Here is a 12,983-nt window from a genome sequence, read left to right as displayed (position 1 = left end):
CACGCTTGGTGAAAGGCGGCGACAGCGTTGACCAAATCATTCCCCACCAACCATGACACCGCGCTTGTATTGTTCCGCCGCGACCTGCGCCTGACCGATCATCCAGCACTCGCCGCGGCATGCGCCGAGCACGAATGCGTTCTTCCCTTATATCTGCACTCGTCGCACGAGGAAGCACCATGGTCGCCAGGTGGCGCCAGCCGCTGGTGGCTGCACCACTCGCTCGAAGCCCTGCAACGACGCCTCGCGGCGCAACAGGCCGTACTGCATATCGCTCAGGGCGACTGCCTGCCCATGCTGCGTGCGCTGATCGCGACAAGCGGAGCGCGCACGGTGTACTGGAGCCGTCGGTACGAGCCCACTGCCATCGCGCACGACACCGCGCTCAAGCTGGCGCTACGCGGAGAAGGCATCACGGTCCATAGCGTGCCCGGCAATCTGTGGTGCGAGCCCTGGCAGCTGGCCACCATGGAGGGGCAGCCTTACCGCGTGTTCACGCCGTTCTGGCGCAAGCTGCGTACGCAACTACCGACCGAGGCGCCGTTGCCAGAGGCACATGCCCGCGATTGGATGCAATTGCCCGGTAGCCTTCCCCTAGATACGCTGGAGCTACTACCGCGCATTCCATGGTCCGCCGGACTGGCCGAGCACTGGCAACCCGGCGAAGCCGGCGCGCTGGAATTGCTGGACGTATTCGCTGACGATGCCCTAGCCGACTATGCGGGCGGCCGCGACCTTCCGGCACGTCACGGCACGTCGCGCCTTTCACCCCACCTGCATTTCGGTGAAATCACCCCGCGCCAGATTCTGTATGCCTTGCAGGCCTGCGCCGGACGCATGGATGCACGCCGTCGCCCCGATCTTGAGCCGTACCTGCGCGAGTTGGGCTGGCGCGAGTTCGCCCATCATCTGCTCTACCACTTCCCGAAGACGCCGACGGAAAATTTCAATTCGCGCTTCGACGCTTTCCATTGGGCGGACGATAACCCTGCATTCCTGCGCCGTTGGCAACAAGGACGCACCGGCATTCCCCTTGTGGATGCCGGCATGCGCGAGCTTTGGCATACCGGCTGGATGCACAACCGCGTGCGCATGATCGCGGCGAGCTTCCTCACCAAGAACCTGCGCATGCATTGGCACCACGGCGCGCGCTGGTTCTGGGACACGCTGGTGGATGCGGACCTCGCCAACAACACGCTGGGCTGGCAATGGGTCGCCGGCTGCGGCGCCGATGCCGCGCCCTATTTCCGCGTATTCAATCCCTATACCCAGGCGGCGAAGTTCGATCCCGAGGCCAGCTACCTGAAACGCTGGCTGCCCGAGCTTGCCCAACTGCCCGCCAAGCTGCTGCATGAGCCGTGGCGTGATCCGGGAGCCCTTTCCGCCTGCGGTTATCCCTTGCCGATGGTGGATATTGGCGCCACGCGGGAGGCGGCGTTGCGTCAATGGCAGGCGCTGTCACCCCGCTGACCGTACATCTGTGGCTCAGCATCCAATCACGCGCCTTTTTCGTATGTCCGAAAAGCGGCTGATCCTGCCGTGCCATTGCCGGGTGCCCGTCGTGAAATGCATGCGAATCATGATCACCCTGGCCGTGCTGGGCATGTTGTCGCTGGTCGCCTGCGCAAAGACGGCCGATCCCATCCCGCCGGTGCAGGGCGTGGATCTGTCTCGCTACATGGGTCGCTGGTACGTGATTGCTTCCATTCCTACCCGCTTCGAGCGAGGCGGCCATAACCCGGTCGAGACTTACAGTCGCAATGCGGACGGCACGATCTGCACCTGGTTCCGCCAGCGGCCCGACAACTTCGACGCACCGGTGAAGCTGCTCCACTCGACCGCTAGCGTGGTCAAAGGCAGTGGCAACGGCGAATGGCGCGTTCGCTTCTTCGCGTTCCTGAGCACTCAGTACCTGATTGGCTGGTTGAAACCGGACTACGACCAGGTGCTGGTGGTGCGCGACGCACGTGACTATCTCTGGTACATGGCACGCACACCACGAGTGTCCGATGCCGATTACCATGCCATGCTGGGTCGAGCGAAGAGCATGGGTTACGACATCGCAAAGATCCGGCAGGCAGCACAGCGCTGGCCCGAGCAAACCATAGAAAACCGAGTGTTCGCCGGAACCTGCCCGTGAGATATCTCGTCGCCCTACATCCGACAGGCTGCCCTGGACGCTAGCACTGTCCGCGCTCTACGCCTTGCTGATGCTGACCGCCATCGCACGCATGTCCGGCAATCCATGGTACTGAGGGCTGTGGGCACGGCCATCGGTGTTTCGCGTGCTAGGCGAGGTCACAAACCCACCAGCGGTTGCAGCTTGCGCGCCAGCCAGCCGGGAAAACGCAACGGTGCGTCGAGCGCAGCCACGCATACGCAAGGTACACCGGGCGCGGTGATCGGCTGGTGTTCGATTTCATTGCCAAGGTCGGCTACGTCACCCGGCGCGTAGTGGCCCAATGCATCGTTGTAGGCACCTTGGAGGATCTGGGTAAGTTCGGTGCCCTGGTGGCTGTGCATCGGCATACTCTTGCCCGGGGCGATCTTGAGCAGGATCAAGGTATCGCCGCTGCCGCGCGCTGCCCGGATCATGTGCACGCCAGGCGCCATCCAGCGCCAGCGCAACGCGCGCCAGGAACGGCCGAAATACGGATGCAGCGGCCGCGGCAGGCAGTCCGCAGTAAGCGCATCGGTCGATGGCCCGTATGCTTCGACGGGGCATGCTTCGATCTCCTCGTCGAGCAGATCCAGCATCGCTTCCCGCAGGCGCGCGCCGCGCGCGGTGTCCGCCGCAACGGGCTGCTGCTGGCCCAGTAAAGCGCCCCCGACGCGTTCGGCATCGGATAGGTGGTCACGACAAAGTTCACAGATTTCCATGTGAGTGGCTGCCACGGCAGCCATTTCCGGCGACAGCGCGCCGGCAGCGAAACTGAGCACCGTGGCCTCGTCGAGATGATGGCGCGGGCTCATGCCTGCCCCCTCACGCCGAGCTGCAGGCGCTGGAACGCGCGGCGCAGGCTGGATTTCACCGTGCCTAGCGGCATGCCGAGCTCGTCGGCGATTTCCTGATGCGATTTGGCTTCGAAGTAGGACATGCGGATCAAGCGGGCTTGGACAGCTGGGAGACGTTCGATGCGGTGTTGGAGGTCGACCTGGTCGGCGTGGCTTTCGGCCGAGGAAAAACCACTGCCATCGTCCTTGTCCAACCATCCCGGCTCGTCGTCCATGGGTACCCAACGCGGTTCGCGGCGCACGCGGTCGATATGCAAGTTGCGCGCGATGCGGAACAGCCACGTGGAAAGATTGCTGCAGGTCGCGTCGTAGAGTCCCGCGCGTTGCCATAGCCGCAGCAGGGCTTCCTGCGCCAGTTCCTCGGCTACCGCCTCGGGGGAGCCCAGCCCCTTCAGGTATAACCGAACGCGCGGAGCGAAGTGGTCATAGATGCGCATGAAGCAGTCGCGGTCGCGCCGCAGCGCTACCGCTGCCATCTGCGCTGACCAATAGTCCGCGCCCCGCACTTGGGGATCACTGCTCGACATGGCTCTCGCCACCTCGAATGGCGACAGGCTTGCTGAATGGGAGTTGGGTTTCATCTTAGGGCAAGGCGGCGACGGATGCTCTCGTCGACATATACGCAACCCGGCGCAAATCGGATGCAACGAGAAATCGACGAAAGCCTGCATCTATTTGCTGGCCCGGCTCGTATCAACCGATGACAAGCCACCGGATCGCCGTCATGCCCCACCGCTCGATCACTGCCGCAAGCATGGTTGCAACCCCAGCCCGACATCGTCGCAGCCTGCGCCAGTGGTTCGACACGGCGGAAACCTCGGTGGCATGGGACGAATCGCGTGCCGACCGCATCGACTGGCTCCGCGCGGCACCGTTCGCGGCCCTCCACCTCGCATGCCTCGGTGTGATCTGGGTCGGCGTGTCGCCGACGGCGCTAGTCGTGGCGGCCGCACTGTACGCGCTGCGCATGTTCGCCCTGACGGGCTTCTATCACCGCTATTTCTCGCACAAGACTTTCCGCACCTCGCGCGCGGTGCAGTTCGTGTTCGCTGTGATCGGCGCCGCCTGCGTGCAGCGCGGCCCACTGTGGTGGGCCGCGCACCACCGCAACCACCATCGCAACGCCGACACCGCACTCGATCCGCACTCGCCTGGCGTGCATGGCTTCCTGTGGAGCCATATAGGTTGGTTCCTCACGCCGCGTGCGTTCCGCACCGAACTGGAGCGCGTACCGGATCTCGCTGCCTATCCGGAATTGCGTTGGCTTGACCGCTACGACATCGCCATACCGATACTGCTGGCAGTGGCGCTGTATGCGCTGGGTGCTCTGCTGCACCACGCGGCACCCCAACTGCACACCAGCGGCGGACAACTGTTGGTATGGGGCTTCTTCGTCTCCACCGTGGCGCTGTTCCACGGTACGGTGACGATCAACTCGCTGGCGCACCGCTTCGGCTCGCGCCGCTTCGCCACGCACGACGACAGCCGCAACAACCCGTGGCTGGCTTTGCTCACCTTCGGCGAGGGCTGGCACAACAACCACCATTATTTCCCCGGCAGCGCGCGGCAGGGCTTCCGCTGGTGGGAGATCGACATCACCTGGTACGGACTTAAGCTGATGGCCCTGCTCGGGCTGGTGCACGATCTCAAACCGGTACCCGCCTGGGTGCTCGACAAGGCTGGGCACTGAGATGCGCGTCGCCGTGATCGGTTCGGGCATCGCGGGCCTGGCCTCGGCGTGGCTGCTCTCGCGCCGATACGAGGTGACGCTATTCGAGGCGAACGACTACCTGGGCGGCCATACCCACACGCACGCCATCGAGCTCGATGGCCGCCACTACTCCGTGGACACCGGCTTCATTGTGCACAATCCGGTGCACTACCCGTTGCTGACCCGGTTGTTCGAGGAGCTTGGGGTGGCCTCGCAACCCACCACGATGAGCTTCGCGGTGCACAACGAAGCCAGCGGCCTGGAATACAACGCCACCTCGCTGGATGCGCTGTTCTGCCAACGGCGCAACCTGCTGTCGCCACGCTTCATCGGCATGGTGCGCGACCTGTTCCGGTTCTATCGCGAAGCCCCTGCTCTGCTCTATGGCTCTCCCCATGGACCCACATTGAGCGACTGGCTTGCCGAAAATCACTACGGCGCGGCGTTCCGTGACGAGCATCTGGTGCCAATGGCCTCGGCGCTGTGGTCGTCTCCACCCAAGCAAATCCTCTCGTTCCCGGCGCGCTATCTGGTGCAGTTCATGGCGAACCACCAGATGTTGCAGGTTGTCGGCCGCCCGGAATGGCGTGCGGTGCGCGGCGGGTCGGCCAGTTACGTACGGGCCATGCGCAGCCGCTGGAATGTGCACGAACGCCTGGGCAATCCGGTGCGCGCAATACGCCGTGACATGCTCGGTGTGGAAGTAGCCACGCACGCCGGCTCCGAACGGTTCGATCAAGCGGTGCTGGCATGCCATAGCGACCAGGCGCTGGCACTGTTGGCCGATGCAAGCGATCGCGAACGCGCGATCCTCGGTGCGATCCCCTACCAGGCCAACGACGTGGTGCTGCACACCGATGCCTCGCTCTTGCCGCGACGACGCAAGGCCTGGGCCGCCTGGAATGCCTTCATCTCGCGCGAACCGGAAGCGCCATGCACGGTGAGCTATTGCATGAACCTTCTGCAATCACTCGATGCACCGGCTCCCTTCGTCGTCACGCTCAACCGCAGCGAAGCGATCGACCCGGCCAAGGTATTGCGGCGCATGTGCTACCACCATCCGGTGTACACGCATGCATCGGTGGCGGCGCAGCGGCGCAAGGCGGAAATTCAGGGCGTCAACCGCACCTGGTTCGCCGGCGCCTATTGGGGCTGGGGCTTCCACGAGGACGGCATGCGCAGTGCGGTGGAAGTGGCGGCGGCGTTCGATGTCCGCTGGCACGTCGCCAAGGCCGCGGCGTTGCCGCGCCGGGCCGGATCGATCGCATGAACGATACCCTGCGCAGCGCGGTATACGAAGGCACGGTGTGGCATCGCCGGATGGCACCGCACCCGCACGTCTTTTCCTATCGCATGGCGCAGCTTTACCTGGATCTGGACGAGATGGATCGCGTGTTCGCGAAACGCTGGCTCTGGTCGAACGGACGCCGCAACCTCGCCGAATTCCGCCGCAGCGACTACCTCGGGCCGGCCGGCATGCCACTGGCCGATGCGGTTCGGCAACGCATAGAACAAGCTGTCGGCCATTGCCCGGGCGGCCCCATCCGCCTGCTCACACACCTGCGCTACGGCGGTGTCGTCTTCAACCCGGTGAGCTTCTACTACTGCTACGGCAAGGACGGCGAAACACTGGAGTACATCGTCGCCGAAATCACCAATACGCCATGGCGAGAACGCCATGCCTACGTGCTGCCGTGCGACACCGCGCAAAGCCAAGGGCGCCTGCTTCGCTGGGGTTTCCCCAAGACCTTCCATGTCTCGCCCTTCCTGCCGATGGACCGCGAATACGACTGGCGCTTCAGTGTGCCCGGCGACGAACTGCAGGTGCACATGAACGTGCTGCGCGCCGGCGAGCGCCAGTTCGACGCCCACCTGCGTATGCAGCGTCTGCCGCTCACCGGCGCTTCGTTGGCCCGTGTGCTATGGCGCTATCCGCTGATGACGACGCAGGTGGTAGGCGCGATCTATTGGAATGCGCTGCGCCTGTGGTTGAAACGCAACCCCATCCACAACCACCCGCAACTCTCCTGAGGCGTGCCATGAATGCCATCGTCCAGCGCCACACCGATATCGCCATCAGCGGTCTCGACCGTTTTCTGCGTGAGCGCCTGCTGAAGCAACTAGCCGGTTTCGGCCATGGCCGGCTGACCCTGCGCGATGCGCTGGGCACCGTAGTCATCGGCATGCCGGCCAGCGAACCCACAGACCTGGCAGTACACATCGACGTGCTCGACCCCGCCTTCTATCGTGCCGTCGCGGCCAGTGGCAGCGTGGGCGCGGGTGAGGCCTACATGGAAGGCCATTGGCGCTGCAGCGATCTGGTCGGCCTGATCCGCCTGCTGCTGCGCAACCGTGACCTACTCGACGGCATGGAAACTGGACTGGCGCGTCTCGGCGGCATGGCCATGCGCACGGTGCATGCCCTCCGGCGCAATACGCGTCGAGGAAGCCGACGCAACATCTCCGCGCATTACGACCTGGGCAACGACTTCTTCAAATTGTTCCTGTCGAGCGACCTGATGTATTCCTCCGCGTACTGGACAGGTGCGGACGACACACTGGAGGCCGCCTCCGCCCGCAAGCTGGACCTGATTTGCCGCAAGCTTGACCTCAAGCCAGGCGACCGCGTGGTAGAGATAGGCACCGGTTGGGGCGGTTTCGCGCTGCACGCAGCCAGGCACTACGGCTGCCACGTCACCACTACCACGATCTCACAGGAACAGCACGCGCTGGCGCGCGAGCGTGTGGCGGCGGCGGGCGTGGCCGATCGCGTCCACGTGCTATTGCAGGATTATCGCGACCTTGACGGCCAATTCGACAAGCTCGTATCGATCGAGATGATCGAGGCCATCGGCGCCGAGTACCTCGACACTTATTTCCACCAGCTCAGCCGCCTGCTCAAACCTGATGGCCTGGCCCTGTTGCAGGCGATCACCATCGAGGATCATCGCTACGCGAAGGCACTGAAGTCGGTGGACTTCATCAAACGCCACGTGTTTCCCGGCAGCTTCATCCCCTCGGTCAGTGCGATGCTGGCGGCCAAGGCACGCAGCAGCGACCTCGGCCTGATCGCGCAGGAGGATTTCGGCGACTCGTATGCGCGTACGCTGCATGCATGGCGGGAGCGCTTCATGGCGAGACTGCCCGAGGTGCATGCGCAAGGCTTCGACGAGCGCTTCATCCGGATGTGGGAGTTCTATCTCGCGTATTGCGAAGGCGGCTTCCGTGAACGTTCGATCGGCGTGTCGCACTTGCTGATGGCTCGCCCGCGTTGGCGACGCGACGGCACTGCCGTGGAGTGCAGCGTGGCATGAGCTTCTGGCTCACCCTGATTGCCTACGAAGCAGTGTGGTTCGCTGCCGTGATCGGCGCGGGTCACGGACAATGGTGGCCTGGCGTGCTCGGTGCGCTCGCCTTCGCTGCGTGGCGGTTGATGGCCTCGAAGCATCCGCGCGTCGAAGCGAGGCTGGCCGTAGTCGCGCTGTTGCTCGGGTTCATCCTGGAAAACCTGTGGGTACGCAGCGGGCTGGTGAACTACGCCACACCGTGGCCGTGGGCCACGGCGCCGGCGTGGTTGATGTCGCTGTGGCTGGCCTTCGCTTTGACCATCGTGCCGCTGTTCGGCTATCTGCATGCGCGCCCCGCATTGGCCGCCGTGTTCGGAGCGTTCGGCGGCCCGCTGGCTTACCTGGGCGCCGCGCGCGGCTGGCACGCGGTGCTGCTGCCCGCGCCAATGTGGCCGAGCCTGTTGGCACTCGCCGCAGGCTGGGCTATCGCATTGCCCTTGCTTACCGGCTTGGCTCGGCGTTGGCTGCAAACCGACGCCGTACGGAGCACGCCATGAACGCGTGGGCGATCCTGTTGCTGGTGTGGTTGCTGGCTGTACTGATGATGGCGCTGGGCTGGCGCTGGCAGCGCCGTCATGCCAATACGGGCATCGTCGACGTGCTGTGGGCCTCGGGCTTGTGCGGAGCTGCGATATTCTTGGCCTTGCTCGGCCCTGGTGCGCCGGCACCGCGTCTGTCGCTCGGATTACTGGGCGGGCTGTGGGGCTTGCGGCTGGCATTGCACCTGTGGCGGCGCGTGGGCAGCGAGCCCGAAGACGGCCGCTATCGTGCGCTGCGCGAACGTTGGAATGGTGACCAACGCAGGCTGTTTGCATTCTTCCAATTCCAGGCAATGCTGATCCCATTGTTCGCCCTGCCCTTCGTGGCTGTGGCGACAAACATAGCCGTCTCTCTTACGTGGCTTATTGTTGGCACGGCAATCTGGATGGCTGGCGTATTCGGCGAGGCTATCGCCGATGCGCAACTCGCACGCTTTCGTGCCCGGCCTCAACATCGCGGCCGGACTTGCCGCAACGGATTGTGGCGTTATTCGCGCCATCCGAATTACTTCTTCGAATGGCTGCACTGGTTCGCCTATGTCGCCTTTGCCGTCGGCTCGCCGCTGGCTTGGCTGGCATGGAGCGGACCGGTGCTGATGTTTCTCTTCCTGCGCTTCATCAGCGGCATTCCGTTCACCGAGGCACAGGCATTGCGCACGCGTGGTGAGGATTACCGCGCCTACCAGCGCAGCACGCCGATGCTCTTTCCGTGGTTCCCGAAACGTTCCCTCGACCTAAGGATCGACCGATGAATAACGCTTCAGAGCGGGGAATGGAACTCTCTCCCGATAGCGCCGCCCCTGGGTTTCTTGGCCTTGCCGAACGCGGACTTATTCCCGACGCGCTTGTTCGCTTCGGCATTCGCCGAATGTGCGCAGCCCGTCTGCGTGAAGAGCGCGCAGGCGGAAAGCACGCGCAAACCAGACGCCAGGCACTACGAATTGACATGCTTAAAAGCAGCCCTTTGGCCATTGAGACAGCAGCGGCCAATGCGCAGCACTACGAGTTGCCAACGGCATTTTTCGAACACTGTCTCGGCCCACGTCTTAAATATTCGTGTTGCTACTACCCACGCGGCGACGAAACGCTGGCTGAGGCCGAAAATGCAATGTTGGCGCTCTATGGGGAGCGTGCGGAGCTGGCCGACGGCCAACGCATCCTGGAGTTGGGCTGTGGCTGGGGTTCGCTCACACTTTGGATGGCGCAGCACTACCCGAACGCGCACATCACCGCCGTATCCAATTCGCACAGCCAGCGGCGGCATATCGAGGACAGATGCCATGAACTTGGCCTCTCAAACGTGCAGGTACTCACCAGAGACGTGAACACGTTGATGCTGGACGCGGCACAGTTCGACCGCTGCGTGTCGATCGAGATGTTCGAACACATGCGCAATTACCAGCTGCTGATGCAGCGCATTGCAGACTGGCTACGACCGGGCGGAAAACTGTTCGTGCACATATTCGCGCACTGCACGCTGTTGTATCCGTTCGAGACGGAGGGCGCGGACAACTGGATGGGGCGGCATTTCTTCACGGGGGGCCTGATGCCGGCGGTGGAAACTCTGCTGCATTTCCAGGAATCGCTGTCCATCGAACAATGCTGGCTAGAAGACGGCACGCATTATCAGAAGACGGCCAATCAGTGGCTGAAGCGACAAGACACACAGCGCGATGCGGTGATGGCCATGCTGCATCATGTCCATGGAGGGCATGCCGCGTTATGGTTTCAGCGCTGGCGCATGTTCTGGATGGCCTGCGCCGAGCTGTTCGGCTACGCCGATGGCCAGGAGTGGCTGGTCGCGCATTACCGCTTTGTGCGGCCATGAGGCCTGGCGGTACCATGCAGACCGTCCGCAGGTTTGCACTCAGCATGGCCTTGTTTTCCGGTGTCGCCGCCGCGGGCACGTTGCCGCCGATCCGGCCGGTGCCGCACGTAGACCTGCCGCGCTTCATGGGTACGTGGTACATGATCGCCGCCATCCCCACAGTGTTCGAGCGCGATGCCTGGAACGCGGTGGAAACCTATACGCTGCAGCCCGACGGCAACATCCTCACCACGCTCCGTTTCAACAAGGGCGCCGCCGACGGGCCGCTGAAGCAGATCCATTCCACCGCCTACGTGCACCCCGGCAGCGGCGGCGCCGTGTGGGGTGTGCAGGTTTTCTGGCCAATCAAGGCGCAGTACATCGTCGCGTGGCTCAAGCCGGATTACAGCGAGATGATCGTTGCCCGCGATGCGCGTGATTACACCTGGGTGTTCGCACGCACGCCCACCCTGACGGCAGCGGAGTGGGTATCGCTGCGAACGCAGGTCGCAGCGATGGGCTACGACACATCTAGACTCCGCAAGATCTCTCAATCGCGAATGCCTATGCCAGATGGCACGCCGTACTCTCGATAACTTGCCCTAATCGCCCATAGTGCCTGCTTCGAGAGCGGCGAAGGCGCCACAGATCGCGGTGCCGGGCGACAAATGCATGATGGTCTTCGTTGGACACGGCTGGGTGCGATCCAGGTGCAAAGATTTTGCAACCGAGTCGGCGAACGGCGTATCTATGTTGGCAAATATCCGACGCGGATGATTGTCGATTCTGAAGAATAGCTGCGGCGCTCGGCTCCCCTGCATTAGGGCGCGGTATTGCTAGTGTTGGCAGTCAGGCTGGGAGTCAACGCGACCATGGGCTGGAGTGAACTCACAATGGGCGTCGCCACGATGCTGATCGGCGCGACCGTAGCGAGCAACCTGGCGTACCTGTTCATCTCGCGGCGCTGATCCAGCGCCGTACGCGACACCTATTTCCTTCATCTCTCGGCCGCGTCCCGTGCGCGACCGGCAACGCGCGGCTGCGTCACGAAAAGGAGAAAATCATGCACAAGCGTTTTCTCATGCTTCTAGCAACCATGGCATTGTGCGGTTCCGCTTCGGCATCTCAAACGTGCTATGTGAACATCATCAATGATGGGCAGGATTCCGTCGCAGCGATCGATTCCTCCGCTTTGAACCAGACAGCATGGACTCCCCTCGACCTCGGCGGAGTCCTACAGGGCGGGTACGCGGGACAAGCCACCGTAAGTTTCAAGACCGATCAACGGCGCCAATACAACCTGCTTGTCCGGTTTGTCGATGGCAGAATTCTTGAAATAGTGAAAGTCGATGTTTGCCGGCAACGGGTTTTGTACATCGGCCGTACTTGGGCACACGCGATACAACATCAAAAGCATTAATCCTACAGATCGACCGCCAACTGCTCGGAAGACAGCACTGTTGTTCGCCAACTGACCGGATTGAAGCATCTTTTGCAGAGGCTGCTCGGAGTACGGCAGAGTTTTGAGCGCCCTCGGGCTCGGACAACGGAATCGATTTGCCATCATTGATTCGCCAAATCGTGCACTTGTGAAAGTGCACCCTTCTGCGGCAAACACCGTGTCACGCTGCACTGCTTGCTGACGGCGGTGGTGTCAGGCGATGCCATCAGACAAGCTATTTCCTCGTGCAGACCTCGGCCGGATTCGCGCGCGTGAATTCGGAAGTCCAGTTTGTCTCCCAAGTACGACCGTCAAAAGAGAACGCCTGCTCCCAGCGCGCATGGTCGTTGTCGACCTTGGTCCAGGCGTAGCGCACCTTTACCGGGCGTCCGTCATCCACGTCCTCCCCGTAGAACGCGCCACGATCTCCGGCAAAACCGCCAACCAGCGGCGATCCCAGATTGCCGCTTTTAGGATCAATCCAGTACAGGGACCACTGGCGCTTCTGCAGGTCAAAAAGGTAAAGAAAAAGCCCAGTGACCGATTTCGTCGGCGAGTAGCTTTCTTCCACCGTCGTCAGACCATCCAGGTACTGGGTTGCGCAATGGACATTGGATGGCGCGTCGCCCCATTCGGTACTGCCTTCGCCACGCGTCTTAAGTCGATGCTGATGCGTGGTCCAGGCGCCAGCGAGGAAATCGAAGTCATGCCTGCCGCCGGTGCCTGCAAGCGAATAGCCCGGCGGCAACTGGTTCGCTGTCGCATCCTTCGCAGGCGTTGAGCTCACCGCGCCGCACAGTATGGCCAAGGCGAACGCACGAACACCGGCACCGGCTTTGGCATTGCGATGCATGTGGCAATCCTTACGCGTCGTTGCGTGGATGGGATGAGGTGCGTGGAATCTAAGTTACCCAGTGGCCGATATGGATAGCCACGCTGATGCAAAGTCACATGACCACTTCGAGACTGTACGAGCGTGCCGTTTGTCTGAATGCAACCGCTCGGGGCCCGCGACCTGAGGACCGAACGATGAATACCGTTGCCCTGGACACAGCCGAACTGTCCTCCGGCCGTGCCGCACCGAGCGCGGCCTGTTGCCCGGCGCGCTGTTTCGCCCCGATGT

General features: G+C 62.8%; 14 protein-coding genes. 11 read left to right on the top strand and 3 right to left on the bottom strand.

The window, feature by feature from the left end; all coding sequences use genetic code 11:
* Window positions 1-27: 27 nt before the first annotated feature.
* Window positions 28-1,470, top strand: coding sequence for a deoxyribodipyrimidine photo-lyase (locus tag IHE46_RS06210; RefSeq protein ID WP_192163718.1), 1,443 nt, complete (start codon window positions 28-30; stop codon window positions 1,468-1,470).
* Between the two features lie 109 nt (window positions 1,471-1,579).
* Entirely contained in the window at window positions 1,580-2,140 is a 561-nt protein-coding gene (locus IHE46_RS06205; RefSeq protein ID WP_192163717.1) for a lipocalin family protein, read from the top strand.
* 158 nt (window positions 2,141-2,298) lie between these two features.
* On the opposite strand, the gene IHE46_RS06200 is transcribed toward IHE46_RS06205, so the two are convergent.
* Window positions 2,299-2,973 carry a ChrR family anti-sigma-E factor gene (locus tag IHE46_RS06200; protein ID WP_192163716.1) on the bottom strand — a complete coding sequence of 225 codons (675 nt, stop codon included), beginning with the start codon at window positions 2,971-2,973 and terminating at the stop codon, window positions 2,299-2,301.
* Entirely contained in the window at window positions 2,970-3,596 is a 627-nt protein-coding gene (locus tag IHE46_RS06195) for a sigma-70 family RNA polymerase sigma factor (RefSeq protein WP_192163715.1), read from the bottom strand. Before IHE46_RS06195 ends, IHE46_RS06200 begins: the two co-directional genes overlap by 4 nt.
* Before the next feature lie 143 nt (window positions 3,597-3,739).
* Here IHE46_RS06195 and IHE46_RS06190 point away from each other — a divergent pair, with 143 nt between their 5' ends.
* The 9 genes from IHE46_RS06190 (at window position 3,740) to IHE46_RS06150 (ending at window position 11,839) form a co-directional block, all read left to right on the top strand.
* Window positions 3,740-4,705, top strand: coding sequence for a fatty acid desaturase (locus IHE46_RS06190; RefSeq protein ID WP_225562819.1), 966 nt, complete (start codon window positions 3,740-3,742; stop codon window positions 4,703-4,705).
* A 1-nt stretch (window position 4,706) separates the two neighbouring features.
* On the top strand, window positions 4,707-5,996 hold the full coding sequence (locus tag IHE46_RS06185; protein ID WP_192163714.1) for an FAD-dependent oxidoreductase: 1,290 nt from the start codon (window positions 4,707-4,709) through the stop codon (window positions 5,994-5,996).
* Window positions 5,993-6,757 carry a DUF1365 domain-containing protein gene (locus IHE46_RS06180; protein ID WP_192163713.1) on the top strand — a complete coding sequence of 255 codons (765 nt, stop codon included), beginning with the start codon at window positions 5,993-5,995 and terminating at the stop codon, window positions 6,755-6,757. Before IHE46_RS06185 ends, IHE46_RS06180 begins: the two co-directional genes overlap by 4 nt.
* Window positions 6,758-6,765: 8 nt before the next feature.
* Window positions 6,766-8,040: a cyclopropane-fatty-acyl-phospholipid synthase family protein gene (locus IHE46_RS06175; RefSeq protein ID WP_192163712.1), complete on the top strand. Its 1,275-nt coding sequence runs from the start codon at window positions 6,766-6,768 to the stop codon at window positions 8,038-8,040.
* Entirely contained in the window at window positions 8,037-8,570 is a 534-nt protein-coding gene (locus tag IHE46_RS06170; RefSeq protein ID WP_192163711.1) for a DUF2878 domain-containing protein, read from the top strand. The genes IHE46_RS06175 and IHE46_RS06170 overlap by 4 nt, the downstream gene beginning before the upstream one ends.
* Before the next feature lie 11 nt (window positions 8,571-8,581).
* On the top strand, window positions 8,582-9,364 hold the full coding sequence (locus IHE46_RS06165) for a DUF1295 domain-containing protein (protein WP_192163783.1): 783 nt from the start codon (window positions 8,582-8,584) through the stop codon (window positions 9,362-9,364).
* Window positions 9,365-9,384: 20 nt separating this feature from the next.
* Window positions 9,385-10,440 (top strand): cyclopropane-fatty-acyl-phospholipid synthase family protein, encoded by a 1,056-nt coding sequence (locus IHE46_RS06160; protein ID WP_225562857.1) that lies wholly within the window; start codon window positions 9,385-9,387, stop codon window positions 10,438-10,440.
* A 44-nt stretch (window positions 10,441-10,484) separates the two neighbouring features.
* Window positions 10,485-11,015 (top strand): lipocalin family protein, encoded by a 531-nt coding sequence (locus IHE46_RS06155; protein WP_225562817.1) that lies wholly within the window; start codon window positions 10,485-10,487, stop codon window positions 11,013-11,015.
* Window positions 11,016-11,482: 467 nt separating this feature from the next.
* Complete coding sequence (locus IHE46_RS06150; RefSeq protein WP_192163708.1) at window positions 11,483-11,839, top strand: hypothetical protein; 357 nt, start codon at window positions 11,483-11,485, stop codon at window positions 11,837-11,839.
* A gap of 256 nt (window positions 11,840-12,095) precedes the next feature.
* On the opposite strand, the gene IHE46_RS06145 is transcribed toward IHE46_RS06150, so the two are convergent.
* On the bottom strand, window positions 12,096-12,713 hold the full coding sequence (locus IHE46_RS06145; RefSeq protein ID WP_225562816.1) for a hypothetical protein: 618 nt from the start codon (window positions 12,711-12,713) through the stop codon (window positions 12,096-12,098).
* Window positions 12,714-12,983: the final 270 nt, after the last annotated feature.

Source organism: Rhodanobacter sp. DHG33, assembly GCF_014843005.1.
Classification (GTDB): domain Bacteria; phylum Pseudomonadota; class Gammaproteobacteria; order Xanthomonadales; family Rhodanobacteraceae; genus Rhodanobacter_A.
This window is presented reverse-complemented; position numbering and strand designations above follow the sequence as displayed.

What these genes read in the sequence shown, in the direction of transcription:
- IHE46_RS06200 (WP_192163716.1), bottom strand. Translation starts at nt 2,973, where the DNA reads ATGAGCCCGCGCCATCATCTCGACGAGGCCACGGTGCTCAGTTTCGCT.
- IHE46_RS06160 (WP_225562857.1), top strand. Translation starts at nt 9,385, where the DNA reads ATGGAACTCTCTCCCGATAGCGCCGCCCCTGGGTTTCTTGGCCTTGCC.
- IHE46_RS06155 (WP_225562817.1), top strand. Translation starts at nt 10,485, where the DNA reads ATGGCCTTGTTTTCCGGTGTCGCCGCCGCGGGCACGTTGCCGCCGATC.
- IHE46_RS06205 (WP_192163717.1), top strand. Translation starts at nt 1,580, where the DNA reads ATGATCACCCTGGCCGTGCTGGGCATGTTGTCGCTGGTCGCCTGCGCA.
- IHE46_RS06145 (WP_225562816.1), bottom strand. Translation starts at nt 12,713, where the DNA reads ATGCATCGCAATGCCAAAGCCGGTGCCGGTGTTCGTGCGTTCGCCTTG.
- IHE46_RS06185 (WP_192163714.1), top strand. Translation starts at nt 4,707, where the DNA reads ATGCGCGTCGCCGTGATCGGTTCGGGCATCGCGGGCCTGGCCTCGGCG.
- IHE46_RS06175 (WP_192163712.1), top strand. Translation starts at nt 6,766, where the DNA reads ATGAATGCCATCGTCCAGCGCCACACCGATATCGCCATCAGCGGTCTC.
- IHE46_RS06195 (WP_192163715.1), bottom strand. Translation starts at nt 3,596, where the DNA reads ATGAAACCCAACTCCCATTCAGCAAGCCTGTCGCCATTCGAGGTGGCG.
- IHE46_RS06150 (WP_192163708.1), top strand. Translation starts at nt 11,483, where the DNA reads ATGCACAAGCGTTTTCTCATGCTTCTAGCAACCATGGCATTGTGCGGT.
- IHE46_RS06170 (WP_192163711.1), top strand. Translation starts at nt 8,037, where the DNA reads ATGAGCTTCTGGCTCACCCTGATTGCCTACGAAGCAGTGTGGTTCGCT.
- IHE46_RS06190 (WP_225562819.1), top strand. Translation starts at nt 3,740, where the DNA reads ATGCCCCACCGCTCGATCACTGCCGCAAGCATGGTTGCAACCCCAGCC.
- IHE46_RS06180 (WP_192163713.1), top strand. Translation starts at nt 5,993, where the DNA reads ATGAACGATACCCTGCGCAGCGCGGTATACGAAGGCACGGTGTGGCAT.